Here is a 17,918-nt window from a genome sequence, read left to right on the forward strand (position 1 = left end):
TGGCAATCGGCTTGGGCGGAAGGCTTGATAAATTGTGCGCTGGATCACTGCTTGCGCTGCTGTGGCGGATGTTGAAACTTTGTTATTCTTAAGTCCGCTATTATCGTGCGGGAAGCCAGAATGCAGGATGTCAAAGACTTAACCGGGGTGCTCAGGGGCGGTACGCCCTTGGTGATAATTGAAACGTATGAGGAGCCCAGGGTACTGGAGCTGCTCAAACGAGTGGCCGGTGTGCTGATGCGGCCCCTGTATGGCTGGAGTGTTACCCAGGGGCTCAAGCGGCTGGACAGGGAAGTCGGGGTGCAGAAATTCAATGCCGAACCGACCGATATTCTGGCGCACATCAAGGCCAGCCAGCAACAGGGGATCTATGTGCTCTGTGACTTTCACCCCTATGTGGTCGATGCGCCGCGTAACGTGAGAATGATCAAGGAGATTGCCCTTGAGCACGAAACCTTGCAGCACACCCTGGTGATGGTCAGCCACGCCTTTGATGTGCCCCCTGAACTGAGCCGATACTGCGCTCATTTCTCCCTCTCCATGCCAGGGCAGGCCCAGTTGGAAAACCTCATTATAGAGGAAGCGCGCCTGGCCCGAGCCAAAGGGGTATTGAATCGTCTCGATGAAGCCGTGATCCCACTGCTTGCCGGTAATCTTCGTGGTCTGAGCCATGCCGATGCACGACGTCTTGCCCGTAAGGCCATCTGGGATGATGGTGCCTTGTGTCACTCGGATATTCCCGTGGTCAACAAGGCCAAGTTTGAGCTTTTGGATATGGAAGGTGTGCTGCAATTTGAATACGACACTTGTGACTTTGCCGATGTTGCCGGGCTTTCCAGACTCAAGGAGTGGCTGAACCACAGGCGCCTTGGCAGCGATGCGCAATCGTTCGATACGCCCAAGGGCGTGATGCTGCTCGGGGTGCAGGGTAGCGGCAAGAGCCTGGCGGCCAAGGCGGTGGCCGGGATCTGGCAGCGGCCTTTACTGCGCCTGGATATGGCCGGACTCTACAATAAGTACATAGGCGAGACGGAGCGCAACCTCAAGAAAGCGCTGGAGATGGCCGAATTGATGGCGCCCTGCGTACTCTGGATAGATGAAATTGAAAAAGGGCTGGGCAGCAGTAACAGCGATGAAGGCACCTCAAAGCGGATCCTCGGCACCCTGCTGACCTGGATGGCAGAGCGCAAGTCCGAAGTCTTTATGGTGGCGACTGCCAACGATATCAGCGCGTTGCCCCCCGAGCTGCTGCGTAAGGGACGCCTGGATGAGATCTTTTTTGTCGACCTGCCGGACAGCTCCACCCGGGAGGAGATCTTCCGCATCCACTGCCGCAAGCGCAATATCGATCCGGCCGCGCTGGAATTGGCGAGTCTGGCAAGCGCCAGTGAAGGTTTCTCCGGCGCCGAGATAGAGCAGGCGGTTATTTCTGCCCGTTATGCTGCGAGGGCAGCGGGGCAGGAGGCCAATCAGGCCTGGCTGCTCGATGCCCTGAGTCGGACCCGCCCCTTATCTGTGGTGATGGCCGAAAAGCTCAATGCCCTGCGTCAATGGGCCAACGGCCGCACTGTGATGGCTCACGGTTGAGGCGGAAACTGGCTCAGGATCCGCATCACGGTTTCCCGGGTTGCCTGAGCCTTACCTTCGCCGCCATCGCTGAAGCTGAACTGATCGCTGCCGCGCCAGATGAGGCGGTTGCTGGTGGCCTCTATGATATCGATTTGTATGGTCTGGAGTTTGGCATCGGCTCCCAGAGGTACACCCACACTGGTGCCCACGCCTATGCCACCGCCAGATCCCCAGGTGCCGCTGCCAAGGCCGATGGAGAGGCCCTTGTCTTTCGGCTTATCTGTTGTGCGAAAGGCAAAGGAAACCTTGAAGTCCGCCGACTCGGTGACTTCGATAAATTGTTTGCTTTTCAGCGTGTCGACAATCGCCTGATTGATCCGCTCGGCGCTCAGGGGATCATCACTGCTGGAAATCGGCAGGGGGGTGAACTTTTGTAGCTTGGCGAAGCTGTATCCTGGGTCGTAGTCTTGTTTCGGCTGCTGGGCGCAGGCTGTCAGCAGCAGGGGTAACAGCAGCAAGAGTGTCCTGAATTTCATCGCTTGTCCTCCGTGAAGGGATATACCTTACCCTGTGACTTTGTGCCAAAGCAGCCGTCGTTGCAAGAAGTGGATAAAAAATCGCCTTTTTAAGAATGAGATGATATACCTAAGGTTCAGCCGTCAGAGAGAGCCTGCATTTACGCCCCTATGGAACAACTGGTCTTTTTTGATATCCCCAGCCCTTGTATCGGTGTCTGCCAGACAGATGCCAAGGGCTATTGCAAAGGTTGTTTTCGGAACCGCGAAGAGAGGTTCGATTGGCTCAACTTTTCTGATGCCCGTAAGTTGGATGTCATTCGCCTGTGCAAGGCGCGCAAAAGGCGCTGGCAACTGGCGCAGATAAAGGCGCGCAGGGAACAGCTCAAGGAGGAAGAGCTGCAATTGAATCACAGCCTGGACTTTGATGCCCAAGGCGACGAAGACGAGCCTCTGGACTTCAGCGATTTCAGTCTCGATTGAATTCCCGCTTGGGCAGGCCGATGCAAAAACGGGTTTCCCCGGGGCGGCTGAACAGCAGGATTTCGCCGTGATGGCGCTCGACTATGCGCTTGATAATTGCCAGCCCCAACCCAAAGCCTTTATTGCTGTTGCGTGAGGTATCGCTGCGGACAAAGGGCTCGAAAATCTTGTGCTGTTCCTCTTCTGGGATCCCTTCACCATCGTCTTTAACCTCGATAGTTACCCTGTCTTTTTCCTCATTCAGAGTCACCAGAATTTGGCTTTCGGCAAAGCGCTGGGCGTTGGTGAGCAGGTTTTGCAGCGCTCTTTCAATCAAGGCCGGTTCACAGGTGAAGGGCAGTTTGGCGACTGAGCTATCCAGGGTTATCGGAATCGGGCTCAGGCTCTGCAGTCTGTCTATCACTTGGCGGCAGAGGGCGGTGAGATCGCAGCTCTCCTGTCTCAGCCCTGTTTGGGCCGACTCAAGGCTGGCGTAGGTGAGCATCTCCTGCAGCAAGGATTCCATCTCTTTGACATCTTCTGTCATGCCGGCAATAAAGTCGGCTCTGGCCGCTTCATCGGCGCCTTCACGGCAATAGTTGGGGATCAGCGCCAGGGCAAACTTGAGCCTGGCCAGCGGCGTGCGGATCTCGTGGGAGACAGCATTGGCCAGGTGGCGCTGGTTGTCGATAAGAGCACCGATATGTCGCGCCATCTCATTGAAGGTGTGCGCCAGGGGTTTTACCTGAGAGCGGGGTGACAGCTTGATACGGGTATCCCATTTGGCCTGACCAAGTGCCTGGGTGGCTTGTTTCAGCACTTTGAGATCCCGTGACAGCGGCCAGACCCAAACCAGGGCAACCCCGGCCAGAGATAGATAGAAGAACAAAGTGAACAGGCCGCGCAGACTGGCTCTGGGGTCTGTATCTATTGGGCCTGTCATCAGCACCTGTTGATCCAGACGGATAAACTGCATCTGCTTGCCAGAGTTGGTCAGGGTGGTGAAGACTTCACCGGGAGCCAACTCGCCATCGTCGGCCAGGGTGATCTTGTCGGCACTGAACAGACGCAGCGGGTAAGTGGCATTGACATTGGCGGCGGCAATCGCCTGTTGCCGCTGCTCTGGGGGCATGGGCTTCAGCATGGCCGCCATCGCCATCAAAGGCGCATCGGCCAACAGTTCCGCCTCGTCATCGTGTTGCTGCCAGAGGGCGTCGAGGGTCCATCCCAGCCCGAGAAAACTCAGGCTGATCAGCAGGTACAAACTGATGAAGAGGCGTTTCACGCGGTAACCTAAAAGAGGATCAGCTGTTCCAGGCCTCGGGAGCAAATAGATATCCCTGGCCCCAGACCGTCTTGATCCTGAACGGTGTTTCTATGTTATCGCCCAGCTTCTTGCGCAGGCGGGAAATGCGCACGTCTATCTTGCGATCCTTACCGTCGAAATCGATATTCAGCAGGCATTGGTAGATATACTGGCGGCTAAGCACCTGGCCGGCCTGGGATGCCAGCAGCCACAGGAGTTCAAATTCGTGACTGGTGAGATCGACCTCTTTCTCGCCCAAACGGATAGCCTGAGTGTGAGGATCTATGCTCAGCTTGCCAAAGCTCAGGCAATGGGATTCTGCCATAGGTGGCTTGGTATGACGTCTCAGCAGATTGTTGATCCGCGCGACCAGGAGTGCCGGGTCAACCGGTTTAACCACATAGTCATCTGCGCCCAGTTCCAGGCCCTTGATTTGATCTTCATTGGAGCCAAGTGCGCTCATCAGCAGGATAGGGCCGGCAAAGTAATCCGGCAGCTTTTCACATAATGTCAGTCCATCCATCCCCGGCAGCATGATGTCCAACAGGATAATGTCCGGTTTGTAGTTAAGCAGTCTGGTCAGTACTGTGTCACCGCGGCGCTCAACTTCTACATGCATGCCATGGGACTTGAGATAATCCACAATAAGGTTGGCAAGACGAATGTCGTCTTCCACCAATAAAACTCGGTGAGTCGATTGCGCTGAGGTCATCAGAATAAACTCCAAGGGTTACGATATCTTCGCCTGACGCTGGTGTCAGACACGGGCGTAGTTCTAAAGTAAACGCCGGCTAAGGTTTGCCATGTGTCTTTATCTACCATGACAAAGTGAATGTCCTCACTGGTTGTGAGTCGGAATGTGAGGCTGTGCACATCTTCAGTTTCACTGCACCAACGTTGTAACCCTTCGTAATCAGAAAGGATACAAACCGCACCGTTTGTATTACTCCAGCTTAAACTGACGTCAAGCGAACAGGTGTCCTCTTCACTCTTGAGAATACAGAGCTGTGGTGTGATAGCCAGCTTGGCTTCTTGATTATTATTATCTGGTTCGGCCTGTACCTTGGCTGCAAATATCATTGACAACATCAGCAGCGGGAACAGCCAACACCAGCCTTTTGCTAAGCGCACCTTGTTTTAAAACCTATAGGCAGCACCAATGAAAAAAGCTCTGACATCATCTTCATCCAGCAGAGGGCTCTTGGCTATTTCATCGGCAAGTTGGGTATAACGCAGTCCTAATACAAGATCCCAGTCCTCGTTGAGGCTATAGCGACCGGTAAACTCCAGTCCGCGGTTAAAGCCTGAACTCCCCTGGTACGCCTGACTCCAATAGGCATTCTCGCTTGGTCTTACGCCAAAGTAATAGTCGACTATTTCTTTACTCTTCCATTCTATGTTCAGGGCAAACTCCAGTTTCCAGCGTTCCAATGTCAGATGATATAACCATCTGGCTTTGGCTTCAGTGCCCCGGTGAACATTGAACATATCATGTGTAAGCGAAAGATTCAGTATACCGTATCGAGTGTAAATAAAAGCCTCGGCTCCGCCAAGAAATGTAAAGTGCCTGTCCTCTAATTCGTTAAAAACTTTTGGTGGTTCACTGCTTTGCATTAACATTACCGGCGCGGCGCGGCTCTCCGGAGTAATGGAGACTTGAGATCCGCCACTGAAGGTAAACACATTGCTGGGATCCCAGCGGTAGAAAAAAGCCCGCTCTCTGCTGTAAGCCGTCACCAGGTTGATGGTGTAGTTTTCCGACTCCGCCAGGGTCAGTCCCAGATTACCGTTGTCAAAAAACCAGTTCTCACCATAGTAGGCAATACTGGGGATCACATAGAGGGGAATATCGTCCTGATGGCGCAAGGGGTTGCTCTTTTGGCCGTAACCCAAAGCCAGTCCAAGATCCCATTCACCAACAGGTATGCACTCTCTCTCCTCGCAATAGGGATGGGCCCAGGCGCTGAGAGAAAAGAGGCTGATAATGAATAAACAGAGCCGTACAGACATGAATACCGGAAATATCAGTAATAACTATGACCAAGATTGTGCAGAAGATTAGCATTTGTCCGGCGCAAATTCAGAGATTTCTTTCATAAAGGTTGCAATTTGATACAGACGTAATCTTTGTTTGGCAGAGGTTTCAGCTCTGGGCAGACATCCGGGACTGAGGTAGCATGATGAAAATCAGCTGAAAAAAAGGACAAAGCTATGGCCCGTAATCCCTTCGATTGGCAAGATCCCTTGCAGTTTGACAGTCTGTTGCAGCCGGAAGAAAGGATGATCCGTGACACTGTGCATGAATATGCCCAAAGCAAGTTGCAACCCAGGATCCTGCAGGCAAATCGCGAGCAATACTTTGATCCCGAGATCATGACAGAGCTCGGTGCTCTGGGGTTACTCGGGGCGACTCTGCCGACTGAATATGGCGGCGCCGGGGTCAACTATGTCAGCTATGGCCTAATTGCCCGGGAGATAGAGCGGGTCGACAGTGGTTATCGTTCGGCCATGAGTGTGCAGTCCTCTTTGGTGATGCATCCGATTTTTGCCTACGGCAGTGAAGAGCAGAAACAGAAATACCTGCCAAGGCTGGCACGGGGTGAGCTGATTGGCTGTTTTGGCCTGACCGAGCCGGATGTAGGTTCAGATCCCGGCGGCATGAAGACTCGCGCCGAAGCCATACCGGGAGGGTATCGGCTCTATGGCAACAAGATGTGGATCACCAATTCACCGATTGCCGATCTCTTCCTGGTTTGGGCCAAGCTTGATGGGGTCATTCGTGGCTTTTTAGTGGAAAAGGGCACCCCTGGGCTGTCGGCGCCCAAGATAGAGGGCAAGTTCTCTCTCAGGGCCTCGATAACCGGCGAAATCGTGCTGGACGGGGTTGAAGTGGGTGTCGATGCTCTGCTTCCCAATGTCGAGGGGCTCAAGGGGCCCTTTGGCTGTCTCAACAAGGCCAGATACGGCATCGCCTGGGGCGCCTTGGGCGCGGCCGAGTTTTGCTGGCATGCCGCGCGGCAATACAGTCTGGACCGAGTCCAGTTCGGCAGGCCACTGGCGGCCAATCAGCTGATCCAGAAAAAGCTGGTGGACATGCAGACAGAGATCACCACGGCGCTGTTTGCCTGCTTGCAGGCCGGTCGCTTGCTGGATCAGGACAGTTTGGCTATCGAGGCCATCTCGTTAATCAAGCGTAACTCCTGCGGCAAGGCGCTCGAAATCGCTCGCCAGGCCAGGGACATTCACGGTGGTAATGGTATCAGTGACGAGTTTCATGTCATCCGGCATCTGATGAACCTGGAAGCGGTCAATACCTATGAGGGGACCCATGATATTCATGCCTTGATCCTGGGACGGGCCCAGACAGGCTTGGCGGCTTTTAGTTAAGGAGAACAACAGAGTGCAGGTAACAGAGTTTGAACCCAAGGTGAGTCAGTCACAACAAGAGGTGGTGGTGCGCCACAGCGAGCACGCGGATATTCCGGCAATACGGGCGCTATTTACTCAGCCCAGCTGTTATGCCGGCACCTTGCAGCAGCCTTTTCCGTCACTCGAGAAGTGGTATAAGCGCCTGGGCGAACTGCCGGATGGTTATTATTCACTGGTCGCAGAGTGGCAAGGGGAGGTGGCCGGTCAGCTCTCCTTACAGGTACAAACCAACCCCAGACGTAAGCATGTGGCCGATCTGGGGATGGCGGTGAGTGAAGAGTGCCGCGGTATCGGCGTGGGTTCTACGCTGTTGGCAGCCGCGGTGGATTTGGCCCATAACTGGTTGGCGGTGAGACGCCTTGAGCTGACGGTTTATACCGACAATCACGCCGCCATAGCGCTCTACAAACGCCATGGCTTTGTGATTGAGGGCGAGGCGCGGGACTATGCCTTCCGTGATGGCGAATATGTGGATGTGTTTTTCATGGCCAACATCCGCGAATGATTATTCAAACATCAAGAACAGATAGACCACAAACAACACCAAGTGAGTCGCCCCGTGCAGTGCATGGGTGCGGCCACTGCTGAAACTCACCTTACAAACCATCAGCGTGGTCACCAGCAGTACCATATCTGCGGGACTGAGCCCCAGCCTGACCTCTTCACCGGCAATACTGCCCACCAGAAGTACGGCAGGTACGGTCAGGGCTATGGTGGCCAGCACAGAACCAAAATAGAGATTCATCGCTCTTTGCAACTGATTATTGAGCGCGGCTTTTATGGCCCCTACGGCTTCCGGCGCCAGAATAATACAGGCTACCAGGAAGCCACCCAGGCTCGCCGGTGCGCCCAGAGTGGTAATGCTGTAGTTGATGGGCATGGCCAGGGTCTTGGCCAGCAGCATTACGGTTACCAGGCAGATGAGCAACAGCACTCCGTGGTAGAGGTTGGAGTGGCTGGAGGCATGATGATGGTGCTCATCATCCAGGTGGTCGGCATCAACAAAAAAGTGGCTATGGCTCTTGGTTTGGATCACCAGGAAGATGCCGTAGAGCATTATCGACACCAAGCCAAGCATCCAGGACATGGAAACCGATAGGCCGCCTATGCTGCCGCCTTCGGTAAAATTGGGCAGCACCAGACACACCAGGGCCAGCGGGATAATGGCGACCAGGTAGGATTTTACCCCATCGAGATTGAATTGCTGGGTATGATAACGCCAACCGCCCAGCAGCAGCGTCAGCCCCACCAGGCCGGTAGAGATGATCATCACCACGGCAAACATGGTGTCTCGGGCCAGGGTTGGGTTGGAGTCACCTGTCAGCATCACAGAGGAGATCATCACCACTTCCAATGAGATCACCGACAGGGTGAGGATCAGGGTGCCATAGGGATCGCCCAGTCGAATAGCCAGAATATCTGAATGGCGCACGACTCCGAAAATGGTCCAGATCACTACCACAAGCAGCAATATCGACAGCGGGATATAAACGGCGAGCGGAGTTCCGTCCGCCAGATACTCAGCGCCACCTGTCTTAAAGAATAACAAGGTAATCAAGGCGATAAGCAGTGATATTTCTTCTTTGATAAAAGCCAGCATGGCAGGTTTCCATCGTCGCTATAAAGCCGCATTATACTTTGGCATTGGTGTCAAAAAAAACACCAATATGCTGTTTTGCCCTGTTTTTTCCACCCGAATTCAGGGGATATCGGCAGCACTGCACACCTGGTTGCGACCATTTTTCTTGGCCTGGTACATGGCCTTGTCGGTATCTGCCAAGAGCGCCTCCAACTGATAGCCCGAAATTGCAGCTTCAGAGACCCCAAAGCTGGCGGTCAAGGTAAAGCTGTGGCCCGAATCCGAGGTATCGACCTGCTCCAATAATTCCCGCAGAATTTCGGCAAAGGCTATCGCCTTGTCGATACGGGTCTCAGGCATCAACAAGCAAAACTCTTCGCCACCAATGCGCCCTAGTATTTCCTTGCCGTTACATAGGTTTCGGGCGATACGGGCCACTTCCCTCAGCGCCCAGTCTCCGGTCTTGTGACCTTTGGTGTCGTTGATACGTTTGAAATTATCCAAATCCAGCATGATGCAACTCACCGGCAGTTGCTGCAGCTTGCAGTATTCCAGCGCGCTGAGCCCGACCTGAGTGAAATGCCCGCGGCTGAAAATCCCGGTGAGGCAATCAAACTCGGCCAGCTCCCGTAACCGTTTCTGGGTTTTCCAGGATTGGTATCCCCATGTAAGCAGCAAAGTGATGACACAGAAAAGTGCCGCTATCAGCAGCTTGTGGTTGTGGGACTCTGTCTCGGCCAACTGTTGTTTGACCTTGAGCAGCTTGTTCTGTTCATCCAGCAGTGCGATACGGTTTTTTTGCTCCACGCTTTGGTGTTCCGCCAACTGGAATGCCAGGGTCTTGGCTCTGATCTCGTCGAGAAAGGCTTTATCGGCTTCGGAATACTGTATATAGGCATCCAACGCCGCATCAAGGTCGCCGCTTTGCCAGTAATACTGATACAGCACCCGAAAGGCTCGGATACTGGGGTCGCCCTTGCCGGCTTCGGCACCGCCTGCCACGGCTTGGATGGCAAACTCTTTGGCGAGTTCTGGTTCATCTGTGCGCCAATAAGCTTCGGCAAGCAGCGAATAATAGCTGGCAATCATAGGGGCATAGCGAGTCGACTCCATTTGGGGAAGCTGATGTAACAAAAGCTCCAGCGCCTGCTGTGGTTTGCCCTCATTGATATACAGCTCTGCCTGGTAACTGAGTATAGCGCTGGCGCCCACGGGTTCATTGGCTTCCCGGCAGATATTCAAGGCTTGGGCAAAAGCTCTGTCAGTGGCTTCAATACGCTTCAAGCCAAACAGCGCCTGCAGGCTGAGTTGGTCGGCAAAACAGAGGCTGCGACCATCATTGTGGCCCTTTTCCCTGAGCCTGGTGGCAAAGTGCAGCCCTTGTTGATACTGCCCCAGAAGGTTGTAGAAAACCGCAGCTACCGCCAGACCATGAACATAGAAGCCGTCGTCCTTGATTTGTGGCAAGAGTTGCAGGGTTTGTCGCAGGTTTTCGGCACCTTGGCTCCACTCGCGCTTGATGGCATTGGTATTGACCAAAGAGGTCAGCGCCCGAAAGCGGATTTCGAGCACAGCGCTAGATTGCACCAGCTCCTGATAGATACTGCGGGCTTTTTCCAAGCGGCCGTTGAAGGAGTGCTCGTAGGCGAGCAGGTAAGACAGGTAGTCCTGCTCGGCAGCAGACATATCGGTACGGCGCAGCTCCAGCTTTCTGAGCATGGCGCTGAACTGCCCGGGCGAACTCGAGCGGATTTCGTCGCTGCGTTGCAGCGCTTCTCCGAGTTCGTCCGAGCCTTGGGCCGCAGTGCTTGCTATCAGGCACAGCAGGGCGCAAATGAGCCGCCTGCCGCTGAGCCTCAGGTGCTGTCTAGCTGGCCACAGCTTGTAGCTGTGAAGCTTGATTCTCTTCGTCATCTTCCTGCTCGTCTTTTTCCGGTTCATCTTCGGCCGGGAAAAATATACAGAATACGTCCGGGCAAAGATCCAGCTCGGCCTTCAACTGCAGCAGATCTTTATCTTTGATGGCCGTGGCTATTTCGGCGGATACCCCGGCTTCAGTCAGGGCTTTATCCAGCGCCTCCGGGGCTTGCAGGCTCGGGTCGGCGCCCAGTCGGGCTAGCAGGTTAATCACTTTACTCATACACTCTCCTCGGGTTGATGATACAAGGGCGCCTTGCTACCCAATGCCGCAAGGCGTGCTCGCATTTCTAAGTTAGGTTCGGGTTTTGCAGCAGGAGGGATCACCAAAGTGGTATGGAGCGCCAAAGTGGCCTCTACAAGCTCGCGCAGTTTTATGGCTTCTCTTCTGGGTGAGGCCAGCGCCGTGGTGGCGGCTTCATAAAGCCAGCAGGAGTGCTCTGGACTGTAGAGCCGATAGAGTTCTTCCAACAAGAGTTGCCGATTCTTGGCGTCTGTGATTGTCAGCCCCATGTCGAGATCGCCTGCCAGGCCTATCTGCCACAGGATCAGAGTGGCAGTTGGATCGACTCGCCTGTGGTAGAGCATGAATTGGGTTGCTTCAAAGTGCTGGCAACCATTTTGACCGGGATCTATGCCAAGGTCGGCATAGAGGCAATCGGCAGCGGATATGCCTGGCAGCATCTGCGCCTCAAAGCCTTCATTCCTGGCAATGGTCACTGCCTGGTGAGGCGCTTTGGCAAACACGCCGGGATGTCCATAGAAGGCACCGACCACTTTTTTACCCAAACGAACTTCACTTAGCATGGTATCGACCATCTCCCGATAGCTGAGATGGCGGGATTTTCCGTGAGCATAGCAAGGCTGTAGCGAGCGGACATTGGCATTGAGTTCCTTAAGCCAGAGTTCGACCAGAGGGTCGGATACTCCACAAAACACTATATCGGCCTGCTCAATATGACTAAGGCTGACTGGACTCAGGTGAGCCCCCAGCATCATACCGACGCCGACACAGGTGATAGAGCCTTGCATTGATTTGGCCTCTTTAATTGTTTTTCTAATGTTATCAATGTTTATTATTTTTTAAAGCGCTATTGCTGGTCTGCCACAGAAATGACATCAAGCGGGAGTGCTCAGGCTCGGCCATGACTGGCTTAAACCCCATAGCCAAGGCGACTTTTTTCATCGGTTCGTTCTTTTTATGAGTACGAAGCAGCAGCTCATCGAGGGTCGCTTCGCTTGAGAGTCGCTGCTGCATCAGGTGCAGTAGCTCCTTGGCATAACCTTGTCCCTGAGCCTGTGGGCGCAACAAAATGCCTATTTCGCCCACTCGTCCGTATCGGCTGAGGCCCAGTATGCCTATCGGGAGCTGCCTGCGGGTTTTGATACACCAACAATATGTTCGGGGCAGCAACTTGTTGTTGGCTGTCAGGGTATGGGTAAATCGTCTTTCGGCCTCTGTTTCACTGAGCTCAGTTGCGATAAAAGACATGACTTGAGGATCGCGATAAAGGCCGGTGAACAAGCCTTTATCCTCTGCTTTCAGAGGCGTTAACAGCAGTCTTGGACTGGTCAATCTGTTCATGACTCTCCTTAGGGGACTGCCGGCTTGGAAACATTTTTCTTACGGGCAAAGCGAACCGTGCCGCTCGCTCCCAGATCGCGACGGAACACTACATAGTAGGGATTGAACAGCGGAAGCCCCAGAATGCTCTGGGCCGGCCAATGGGGCAGTTGTCCCATGAGTTTGAATACGGCATGGCCATGCTTGGGGGCATTTGTTTGCCAATAACAGTCAGCCGGGCAGGTGAGTATGCAGGTCTCCCCCTTTTCTCCTTCGAGGTAAAACAACAGCTCCGGCCATTGCTCAAGCTTGAGTTGGTTGCAGGGGATACCTTCTGCCAGCATTTGCTGCACCTTGGAAAGCTCATGGATAAAGGGCTCCAGCACAGAGGCAGCGTCAGGGTGAAGACGGTAAAGACTCTGCAGCAAGCGCTTGAACAGACTCTCGGGCAGGCAGATGAGGGAAGCGCCCGAGTCCAGAATGGCGTTACTCGACCCTCTCTGTTCCAGCTTGCTGTCGGTGGGAGGAAGAGGAATGGCATCCTCACCGTGCCAGCCGACGGCTTTGAGATTGAGGTTATAGTAGCGGTCATGGACGACCTTGATATCGATAAATTGGCCATCGTAGAGATGGGTCTGCTCTTCGCCGCCGCCGAGTATCAGTATTCCTTGATTGAGACTGTCGTCTTTTAAGCTTGCTTGCCTTGTTTCGGCACAGGCATGGTGAATACTGGATCTATGACAGAGTAGGGCAAACCTGTTGGCGCACAGACCATGTTGTTCCATCAGGGTAAAGCAACTGGGAATATCCTGCTCTGGTGCCTGCGAGATTAAGGCCTTAAAGTGCTGCAGCTGCCTTTGATCAAGCACTTGTGCTTGATCACCAAAGGGCCAGGGAAAGGTGTATTTCTGCCGCTGATGTTGCAGAGCGAGATAATGGCTCAAATCATAGCTGCGATTGAGGGGGTGATAGGCCAGTCCCCAGATACCGTCAGCCTCCAGGAATGTGTGCCGGGTTTCCTTGTGTACCAAGGCCAGTGGCGTATCTGTTAATTTCAGCTGCGCCGCCTGAACCTGAGTGTGAATGACAGAGCCCAGCCAGCCTCCCTGGCCATAGCAAATCTCCTGTGCCAAGGCCGTTGGCTTGAGTGACATATCCTGTTCAGGCTGATAGCGCCTGTGCAGCACAGCCATGGTGGAGCTGCCGCTATCTATGATGAGGTTAACCTCACACTCTTCACTGCCGAGTTTGAAAGGAGCGGTATAAACGCCGTCTGCCAACAGGTTGTTGAGTGGCAGCAAAGTGCCGTTGACCAGGGTCGCTCTCTGGGTCATAAGAATAACGTTTGTTAATTTTTTGTTGTATTATAAGCCCTTCGAGCGACTGACAAGTGACAGATATTATGCCTGTGGTTGTTTGCCCTTATCCCGAGTCAGCCACAAACTGCCCAATACACTGATCAGCAGGATAGCGGCGATGACCGCCAGTGCCAGCATGATAGGCAGATGATAGATATCCAGCAGAAGCATCTTGGTACCGATAAACATCAGGATCAGCGCCAGGCCATATTTGAGCAGCACAAAACGTTCGGCGGCGCCCACCAACAGAAAGTACATGGCCCTAAGTCCCATGATGGCAAAGATGTTGGAGGTCAGTACGATAAAGGGATCTGTCGTGACCGCGAAGATGGCCGGAATACTGTCCACCGCGAAGATGATGTCGCTGATCTCTACCAAAATCAGCGCCAGTAACAGGGGGGAGGCAAATAACATACCGCGGCGACGCACTACAAAGCGCTCACCCTGAAGCTTTTTCACCACCCTCAGGTGTTTTCTGAGCCAGCCGAGCAGTTTGCTGTTGGAGAGATCGGTTTCATTCTCTTCCTTGGCAAACAGCATCTTGGCACCGGTAAACAGCAAAAAGGCCCCGAATAGATACAACACCCAGTGGAACTGATTAATCAGCCAGGTGCCGCCAAATACCATGGCGGCGCGCATGACTATGGCGCCCAGCACTCCGTAGAGCAGCACCCGCCTTTGCAGCTCGGCGGGGATGGCGAAATAGCTAAACAACATCAGCCAGACAAATACATTGTCCACTGCCAGGGCTTTTTCGATGAGATAGGCGGTGAGAAACTCCAGCCCTTGCTGATTGGCGACTTCGAGACCTGCGGTCTGTTTCAGATAGAACCAGACTCCTAAGTTGAACAGCATGGCGACGCTTATCCACACCAGGGTCCAGATCCCCGCCTCTTTGACCGAGACTTTATGGCTGTGACCACCGCCGACAAACTTAAGATCTATCCAAAGGATCCCCAGTACTATTACCAGAAATCCGCTCCACAACCACCAGGTACCCATTTCGTTATCTCCAAATACAACAAAGCCTGCCACCGACGGCAGGCCAGCTGAAGGAGCACGGATCTTGCCTGTCGGCAAGGTCTCACTTACAAAGCACAGCTCAGTGGCTTTGCCCGGTTGCCGGGTGCGCAAACACCGTAATGACGACAAACCGGCGAGAAGTTACTCCCCTTGGAATATTCCCCAATTTAACAATATGTTGCCCCGATAGCCAGCACTGGCAGATGAAATTATCTTAATCTTGCCAACCCTCTGCCCAGGGCGCAAACAGAATGAAAAAAGGGCAGTCGATTGACTGCCCTTACGTTTATCGCTCTTGGGTTAACCGTTAGGCTTCCAGTTTGGCCAGCTCGGATTGCTGCTCTTTGAGCTTGTCCATATCGCGCTTGAGATCAGCCATCTTGCTGCGCTCTTTGTCGATAACGGCGGCCGGGGCTTTGGCAACAAAGCCTTCATTGGACAGCTTGCCTTCAATGCGGGCCACTTCGCCACTCAGCTTCTCCAGCTGTTTGTCGATACGAGCCATCTCAGCCGCTACGTCGATAAGCCCTGCCATAGGGATCAACAGTTCCATCTCACCCACCAGTTGGGTGGTGGACATGGGCGCGTTGTCGCCATCGGCCAGAATCGTCATGCTTTCCAGCTTGGCCAAGGTAGTGAAGAAGGTTTGGTTGGCTTCTACACGGGCCTTGTCGCGGGCACTGACACTGCGCAGCAAGGCGTTGAGCGGCTTGGATGGGGCTATGTTCAGCTCGGCGCGGATGTTACGCACGGCAACAATCACTTGCTTGACCCATTCCAAGTCGGCCATGGCCTCGGTATCGACTTTGTCGGCCTGATACTCAGGGAAGGCGGCCAGCATCAGGGTTTCCCCTTCCACACCGGCAAGTGGTTTGACACGGTGCCAGATGGTTTCAGTGATATATGGCATCAATGGGTGCATCAGGCGCAACAGCTGCTCGAGTACAGTCACCAGAGTATGACGGGTGCCACGCTGATCGGCTTCAGATCCGTTTTGCAGCACAGGCTTGGTCAGCTCAAGATACCAGTCACAGAACTGGTTCCAGGTGAATTCGTACAGGGTATTGGCGGCCAGGTCGAAACGATAGGCGCCCATATGCTCTTCGAAGGTCTTGACCGTTTGGTTGAACAGACCTGTGATCCAGCGATCCGCCAGCGACAGCTGCATCTCACCGCCGGCCTTGCCGTTGGGTGAGTTGGGGCCGCAATCCTGATCTTCTGTATTCATCAGTACATAGCGGGAAGCATTCCACAGCTTGTTACAGAAACTGCGGTAACCGTCCAGGCGCTTCATGTCCCAGTTGATGTCACGGCCGGTGGATGCCATGGCGGCCAGGGTAAAGCGCAGCGCGTCGGTACCGTGGGCCTCGATGCCGTCGGCAAACTCCTTGCGGGTGCTCTTTTCTATCTTGGCGGCCAGCTGCGGTTGCATCATGTTACCGGTGCGCTTGCCAACCAGAGATTCGAGATCTATGCCATCGATCATATCCAGAGGATCCAGCACATTACCCTTGGACTTGGACATCTTGTTGCCTTGCTCATCACGGATAAGCCCGGTCACATAGACAGTCTTGAAAGGCACCTGAGGTGTGCCGTCTTCATCCTTGATGAAGTGCATGGTCATCATGATCATCCGGGCTACCCAGAAGAAGATGATGTCGAAACCTGTCACCAGCACGTCTGTGGGGTGGAAGGTTTTCAGCTCAGGAGTTTGCTGTGGCCAGCCCAGGGTGGAGAAGGTCCACAGGGCAGAGGAGAACCAGGTATCCAGTACATCATCATCCTGACGCAGAGCAATATCGCTTGCCAAGTTGTGCTTGGCACGGACTTCGGCTTCGTTACGGCCGACATAGACCTTGCCGCTGTCGTCATACCAGGCCGGAATGCGATGCCCCCACCACAGCTGGCGTGAAATACACCAGTCCTGAATGTCACGCATCCAGGAGAAGTACATGTTCTCGTATTGCTGAGGCACAAACTTGATATCGCCGTTTTCCACCGCTTCTATGGCTGTCTTGGCCAGTGGTTTGACAGACACATACCATTGGTCTGTCAGCAGCGGCTCAATCACCACGCCGCTGCGGTCGCCATAAGGCACTTTCAGGCCGTGGGGCTCGATTTTTTCCAAAAGACCCAGGGTCTCGAATTCGGCGACAACTGCATCGCGGGCCTTGAATCTGTCCATACCGGCGTAACGGCTTGGCAAAGAGGCGTCCAATTCGGTGTTGAGGCTACCGTCGACATTCACCACTTCGGCCACAGTGCGGATGGCGGCATCCTGGGTGAGTATGTTGAACATAGGCAGATTGTGACGCTTGCCGACTTCATAGTCGTTGAAGTCGTGGGCCGGGGTGATCTTCACGCAACCGGTACCGAACTCCATATCCACATAGTCATCGGCCACCACAGGAATACGGCGGTTAACGATTGGCAGAATGATCTCTTTGCCTATCAGGGATTGATAACGCTCATCGTCAGGGTGCACGGCAACCGCGCTGTCACCCAGCATAGTCTCCGGACGTGTGGTGGCGACAATCAGATAGTCTTTACCGTCGGCGGTCAGGGCGCCATCGGCGAGTGGATAGCGGAAGTGCCACATGTGGCCTTGCTTTTCCTTGTTTTCCACTTCCAGATCGGAGATCGCAGTGTGCAGCTTGGGATCCCAGTTAACCAGGCGCTTACCGCGATAGATGAGATCATCTTCATAGAGGCGAACAAACACTTCCTGCACGGCTTCCGACAGGCCTTCGTCCATGGTGAAACGCTCGCGGTCCCAGTCTACCGAGGCGCCCAGGCGACGCATCTGGCGGGTAATGGTGCCACCGGACTGGTTCTTCCATTCCCATACTTTGTCCATAAAGGCTTCACGGCCCAGGTCGTGGCGGCTCTTGCCTTCTTCGGCGGCGACTTTGCGCTCCACCAACATCTGGGTGGCGATACCGGCATGGTCGGTACCCACTTGCCAGAGGGTGTTCTTGCCTTTCATCCGCTGGTAACGGATCAGGGTGTCCATAATGGTATCCTGGAAGGCGTGTCCCATATGCAGGCTGCCGGTGACATTCGGCGGCGGGATCATGATGCAATAGTTGCCCTGGGACTCGTCACCGTGGGGCTTGAAGTAACCTTTCTCTTCCCATACACGGTAGAGCGCTTGTTCAATAGACTGCGGATTGTATGTTTTTTCCATGGGAACTGT

At 54.1% G+C, this 17,918-nt stretch carries 17 protein-coding genes; 4 read left to right on the top strand and 13 right to left on the bottom strand.

Features of this window, described 5'->3' with window-relative positions; genetic code table 11:
- Positions 1–120: 120 nt before the first annotated feature.
- On the top strand, positions 121–1,587 hold the full coding sequence (locus ACF8D4_RS03280; protein ID WP_062793815.1) for an AAA family ATPase: 1,467 nt from the start codon (positions 121–123) through the stop codon (positions 1,585–1,587).
- Here the strand turns inward: ACF8D4_RS03280 and ACF8D4_RS03285 are convergent.
- A complete protein-coding gene (locus ACF8D4_RS03285; protein ID WP_025011379.1) occupies positions 1,578–2,105 on the bottom strand; it encodes a DUF4136 domain-containing protein in 528 nt (175 codons plus the stop codon). The genes ACF8D4_RS03280 and ACF8D4_RS03285 overlap by 10 nt on opposite strands.
- Positions 2,106–2,255: 150 nt before the next feature.
- On the opposite strand from ACF8D4_RS03285, the gene ACF8D4_RS03290 reads away from it, so the two are divergent.
- The gene (locus ACF8D4_RS03290) at positions 2,256–2,567 is read left to right on the top strand and encodes a DUF1289 domain-containing protein (RefSeq protein WP_107110545.1); all 312 of its coding nucleotides are present in this window, start codon (positions 2,256–2,258) and stop codon (positions 2,565–2,567) included.
- Here ACF8D4_RS03290 and ACF8D4_RS03295 read toward each other — a convergent pair.
- Genes ACF8D4_RS03295 through ACF8D4_RS03310 form a run of 4 tightly spaced genes read right to left on the bottom strand, consistent with a single transcriptional unit; the run spans position 2,554 to position 5,862 of the window.
- Positions 2,554–3,831 (bottom strand): ATP-binding protein, encoded by a 1,278-nt coding sequence (locus ACF8D4_RS03295; protein ID WP_167717054.1) that lies wholly within the window; start codon positions 3,829–3,831, stop codon positions 2,554–2,556. The genes ACF8D4_RS03290 and ACF8D4_RS03295 overlap by 14 nt on opposite strands.
- Positions 3,832–3,850: 19 nt before the next feature.
- Entirely contained in the window at positions 3,851–4,564 is a 714-nt protein-coding gene (locus ACF8D4_RS03300; protein ID WP_025889263.1) for a response regulator, read from the bottom strand.
- Entirely contained in the window at positions 4,564–4,983 is a 420-nt protein-coding gene (locus ACF8D4_RS03305) for a DUF3019 domain-containing protein (protein WP_025011382.1), read from the bottom strand. Before ACF8D4_RS03305 ends, ACF8D4_RS03300 begins: the two co-directional genes overlap by 1 nt.
- Positions 4,984–4,989: 6 nt before the next feature.
- Positions 4,990–5,862: a MipA/OmpV family protein gene (locus tag ACF8D4_RS03310; RefSeq protein WP_025011383.1), complete on the bottom strand. Its 873-nt coding sequence runs from the start codon at positions 5,860–5,862 to the stop codon at positions 4,990–4,992.
- Between the two features lie 201 nt (positions 5,863–6,063).
- On the opposite strand from ACF8D4_RS03310, the gene ACF8D4_RS03315 reads away from it, so the two are divergent.
- Both ACF8D4_RS03315 and ACF8D4_RS03320 read left to right on the top strand, forming a co-directional pair.
- Positions 6,064–7,239 (top strand): acyl-CoA dehydrogenase, encoded by a 1,176-nt coding sequence (locus tag ACF8D4_RS03315; protein WP_392468313.1) that lies wholly within the window; start codon positions 6,064–6,066, stop codon positions 7,237–7,239.
- 13 nt (positions 7,240–7,252) lie between these two features.
- Positions 7,253–7,786 (top strand): GNAT family N-acetyltransferase, encoded by a 534-nt coding sequence (locus ACF8D4_RS03320; protein ID WP_338326950.1) that lies wholly within the window; start codon positions 7,253–7,255, stop codon positions 7,784–7,786.
- Here ACF8D4_RS03320 and ACF8D4_RS03325 read toward each other — a convergent pair whose 3' ends face one another.
- The 8 genes from ACF8D4_RS03325 to ACF8D4_RS03360 all read right to left on the bottom strand — a co-directional run bounded on the left by ACF8D4_RS03325 (position 7,787) and on the right by ACF8D4_RS03360 (position 17,909).
- A complete protein-coding gene (locus ACF8D4_RS03325) occupies positions 7,787–8,881 on the bottom strand; it encodes a calcium:proton antiporter (protein ID WP_101059411.1) in 1,095 nt (364 codons plus the stop codon). It abuts the gene before it with no gap.
- Between the two features lie 99 nt (positions 8,882–8,980).
- Entirely contained in the window at positions 8,981–10,774 is a 1,794-nt protein-coding gene (locus tag ACF8D4_RS03330; RefSeq protein WP_392468317.1) for a diguanylate cyclase, read from the bottom strand.
- Complete coding sequence (locus tag ACF8D4_RS03335; protein ID WP_028781613.1) at positions 10,728–11,000, bottom strand: hypothetical protein; 273 nt, start codon at positions 10,998–11,000, stop codon at positions 10,728–10,730. Before ACF8D4_RS03335 ends, ACF8D4_RS03330 begins: the two co-directional genes overlap by 47 nt.
- A complete protein-coding gene (locus ACF8D4_RS03340) occupies positions 10,997–11,809 on the bottom strand; it encodes an SAM-dependent methyltransferase (protein ID WP_044735032.1) in 813 nt (270 codons plus the stop codon). The genes ACF8D4_RS03335 and ACF8D4_RS03340 overlap by 4 nt, the downstream gene beginning before the upstream one ends.
- A 34-nt stretch (positions 11,810–11,843) precedes the next feature.
- Positions 11,844–12,362, bottom strand: a complete 519-nt coding sequence (locus tag ACF8D4_RS03345) for a GNAT family N-acetyltransferase (RefSeq protein WP_109248039.1) — start codon at positions 12,360–12,362, stop codon at positions 11,844–11,846.
- Positions 12,363–12,370: 8 nt separating this feature from the next.
- On the bottom strand, positions 12,371–13,675 hold the full coding sequence (locus tag ACF8D4_RS03350) for a pepsin-like aspartic protease (protein WP_144161668.1): 1,305 nt from the start codon (positions 13,673–13,675) through the stop codon (positions 12,371–12,373).
- A gap of 66 nt (positions 13,676–13,741) precedes the next feature.
- Positions 13,742–14,701: a TerC family protein gene (locus tag ACF8D4_RS03355; RefSeq protein ID WP_392468321.1), complete on the bottom strand. Its 960-nt coding sequence runs from the start codon at positions 14,699–14,701 to the stop codon at positions 13,742–13,744.
- Positions 14,702–15,029: 328 nt separating this feature from the next.
- Entirely contained in the window at positions 15,030–17,909 is a 2,880-nt protein-coding gene (locus ACF8D4_RS03360; RefSeq protein WP_392468324.1) for a valine--tRNA ligase, read from the bottom strand.
- Between the last annotated feature and the right edge of the window lie 9 nt (positions 17,910–17,918).

The sequence above is a fragment of the Shewanella sp. YQ_9 genome (assembly GCF_043103185.1).
Taxonomy (GTDB): Bacteria; Pseudomonadota; Gammaproteobacteria; order Enterobacterales; family Shewanellaceae; genus Shewanella; species Shewanella algae.

What these genes read in the sequence shown, in the direction of transcription:
- ACF8D4_RS03280 (WP_062793815.1), top strand. Translation starts at nt 121, where the DNA reads ATGCAGGATGTCAAAGACTTAACCGGGGTGCTCAGGGGCGGTACGCCC.
- ACF8D4_RS03285 (WP_025011379.1), bottom strand. Translation starts at nt 2,105, where the DNA reads ATGAAATTCAGGACACTCTTGCTGCTGTTACCCCTGCTGCTGACAGCC.
- ACF8D4_RS03290 (WP_107110545.1), top strand. Translation starts at nt 2,256, where the DNA reads ATGGAACAACTGGTCTTTTTTGATATCCCCAGCCCTTGTATCGGTGTC.
- ACF8D4_RS03300 (WP_025889263.1), bottom strand. Translation starts at nt 4,564, where the DNA reads ATGACCTCAGCGCAATCGACTCACCGAGTTTTATTGGTGGAAGACGAC.
- ACF8D4_RS03310 (WP_025011383.1), bottom strand. Translation starts at nt 5,862, where the DNA reads ATGTCTGTACGGCTCTGTTTATTCATTATCAGCCTCTTTTCTCTCAGC.
- ACF8D4_RS03315 (WP_392468313.1), top strand. Translation starts at nt 6,064, where the DNA reads ATGGCCCGTAATCCCTTCGATTGGCAAGATCCCTTGCAGTTTGACAGT.
- ACF8D4_RS03325 (WP_101059411.1), bottom strand. Translation starts at nt 8,881, where the DNA reads ATGCTGGCTTTTATCAAAGAAGAAATATCACTGCTTATCGCCTTGATT.
- ACF8D4_RS03330 (WP_392468317.1), bottom strand. Translation starts at nt 10,774, where the DNA reads ATGACGAAGAGAATCAAGCTTCACAGCTACAAGCTGTGGCCAGCTAGA.
- ACF8D4_RS03335 (WP_028781613.1), bottom strand. Translation starts at nt 11,000, where the DNA reads ATGAGTAAAGTGATTAACCTGCTAGCCCGACTGGGCGCCGACCCGAGC.
- ACF8D4_RS03340 (WP_044735032.1), bottom strand. Translation starts at nt 11,809, where the DNA reads ATGCAAGGCTCTATCACCTGTGTCGGCGTCGGTATGATGCTGGGGGCT.
- ACF8D4_RS03345 (WP_109248039.1), bottom strand. Translation starts at nt 12,362, where the DNA reads ATGAACAGATTGACCAGTCCAAGACTGCTGTTAACGCCTCTGAAAGCA.
- ACF8D4_RS03350 (WP_144161668.1), bottom strand. Translation starts at nt 13,675, where the DNA reads ATGACCCAGAGAGCGACCCTGGTCAACGGCACTTTGCTGCCACTCAAC.
- ACF8D4_RS03355 (WP_392468321.1), bottom strand. Translation starts at nt 14,701, where the DNA reads ATGGGTACCTGGTGGTTGTGGAGCGGATTTCTGGTAATAGTACTGGGG.
- ACF8D4_RS03360 (WP_392468324.1), bottom strand. Translation starts at nt 17,909, where the DNA reads ATGGAAAAAACATACAATCCGCAGTCTATTGAACAAGCGCTCTACCGT.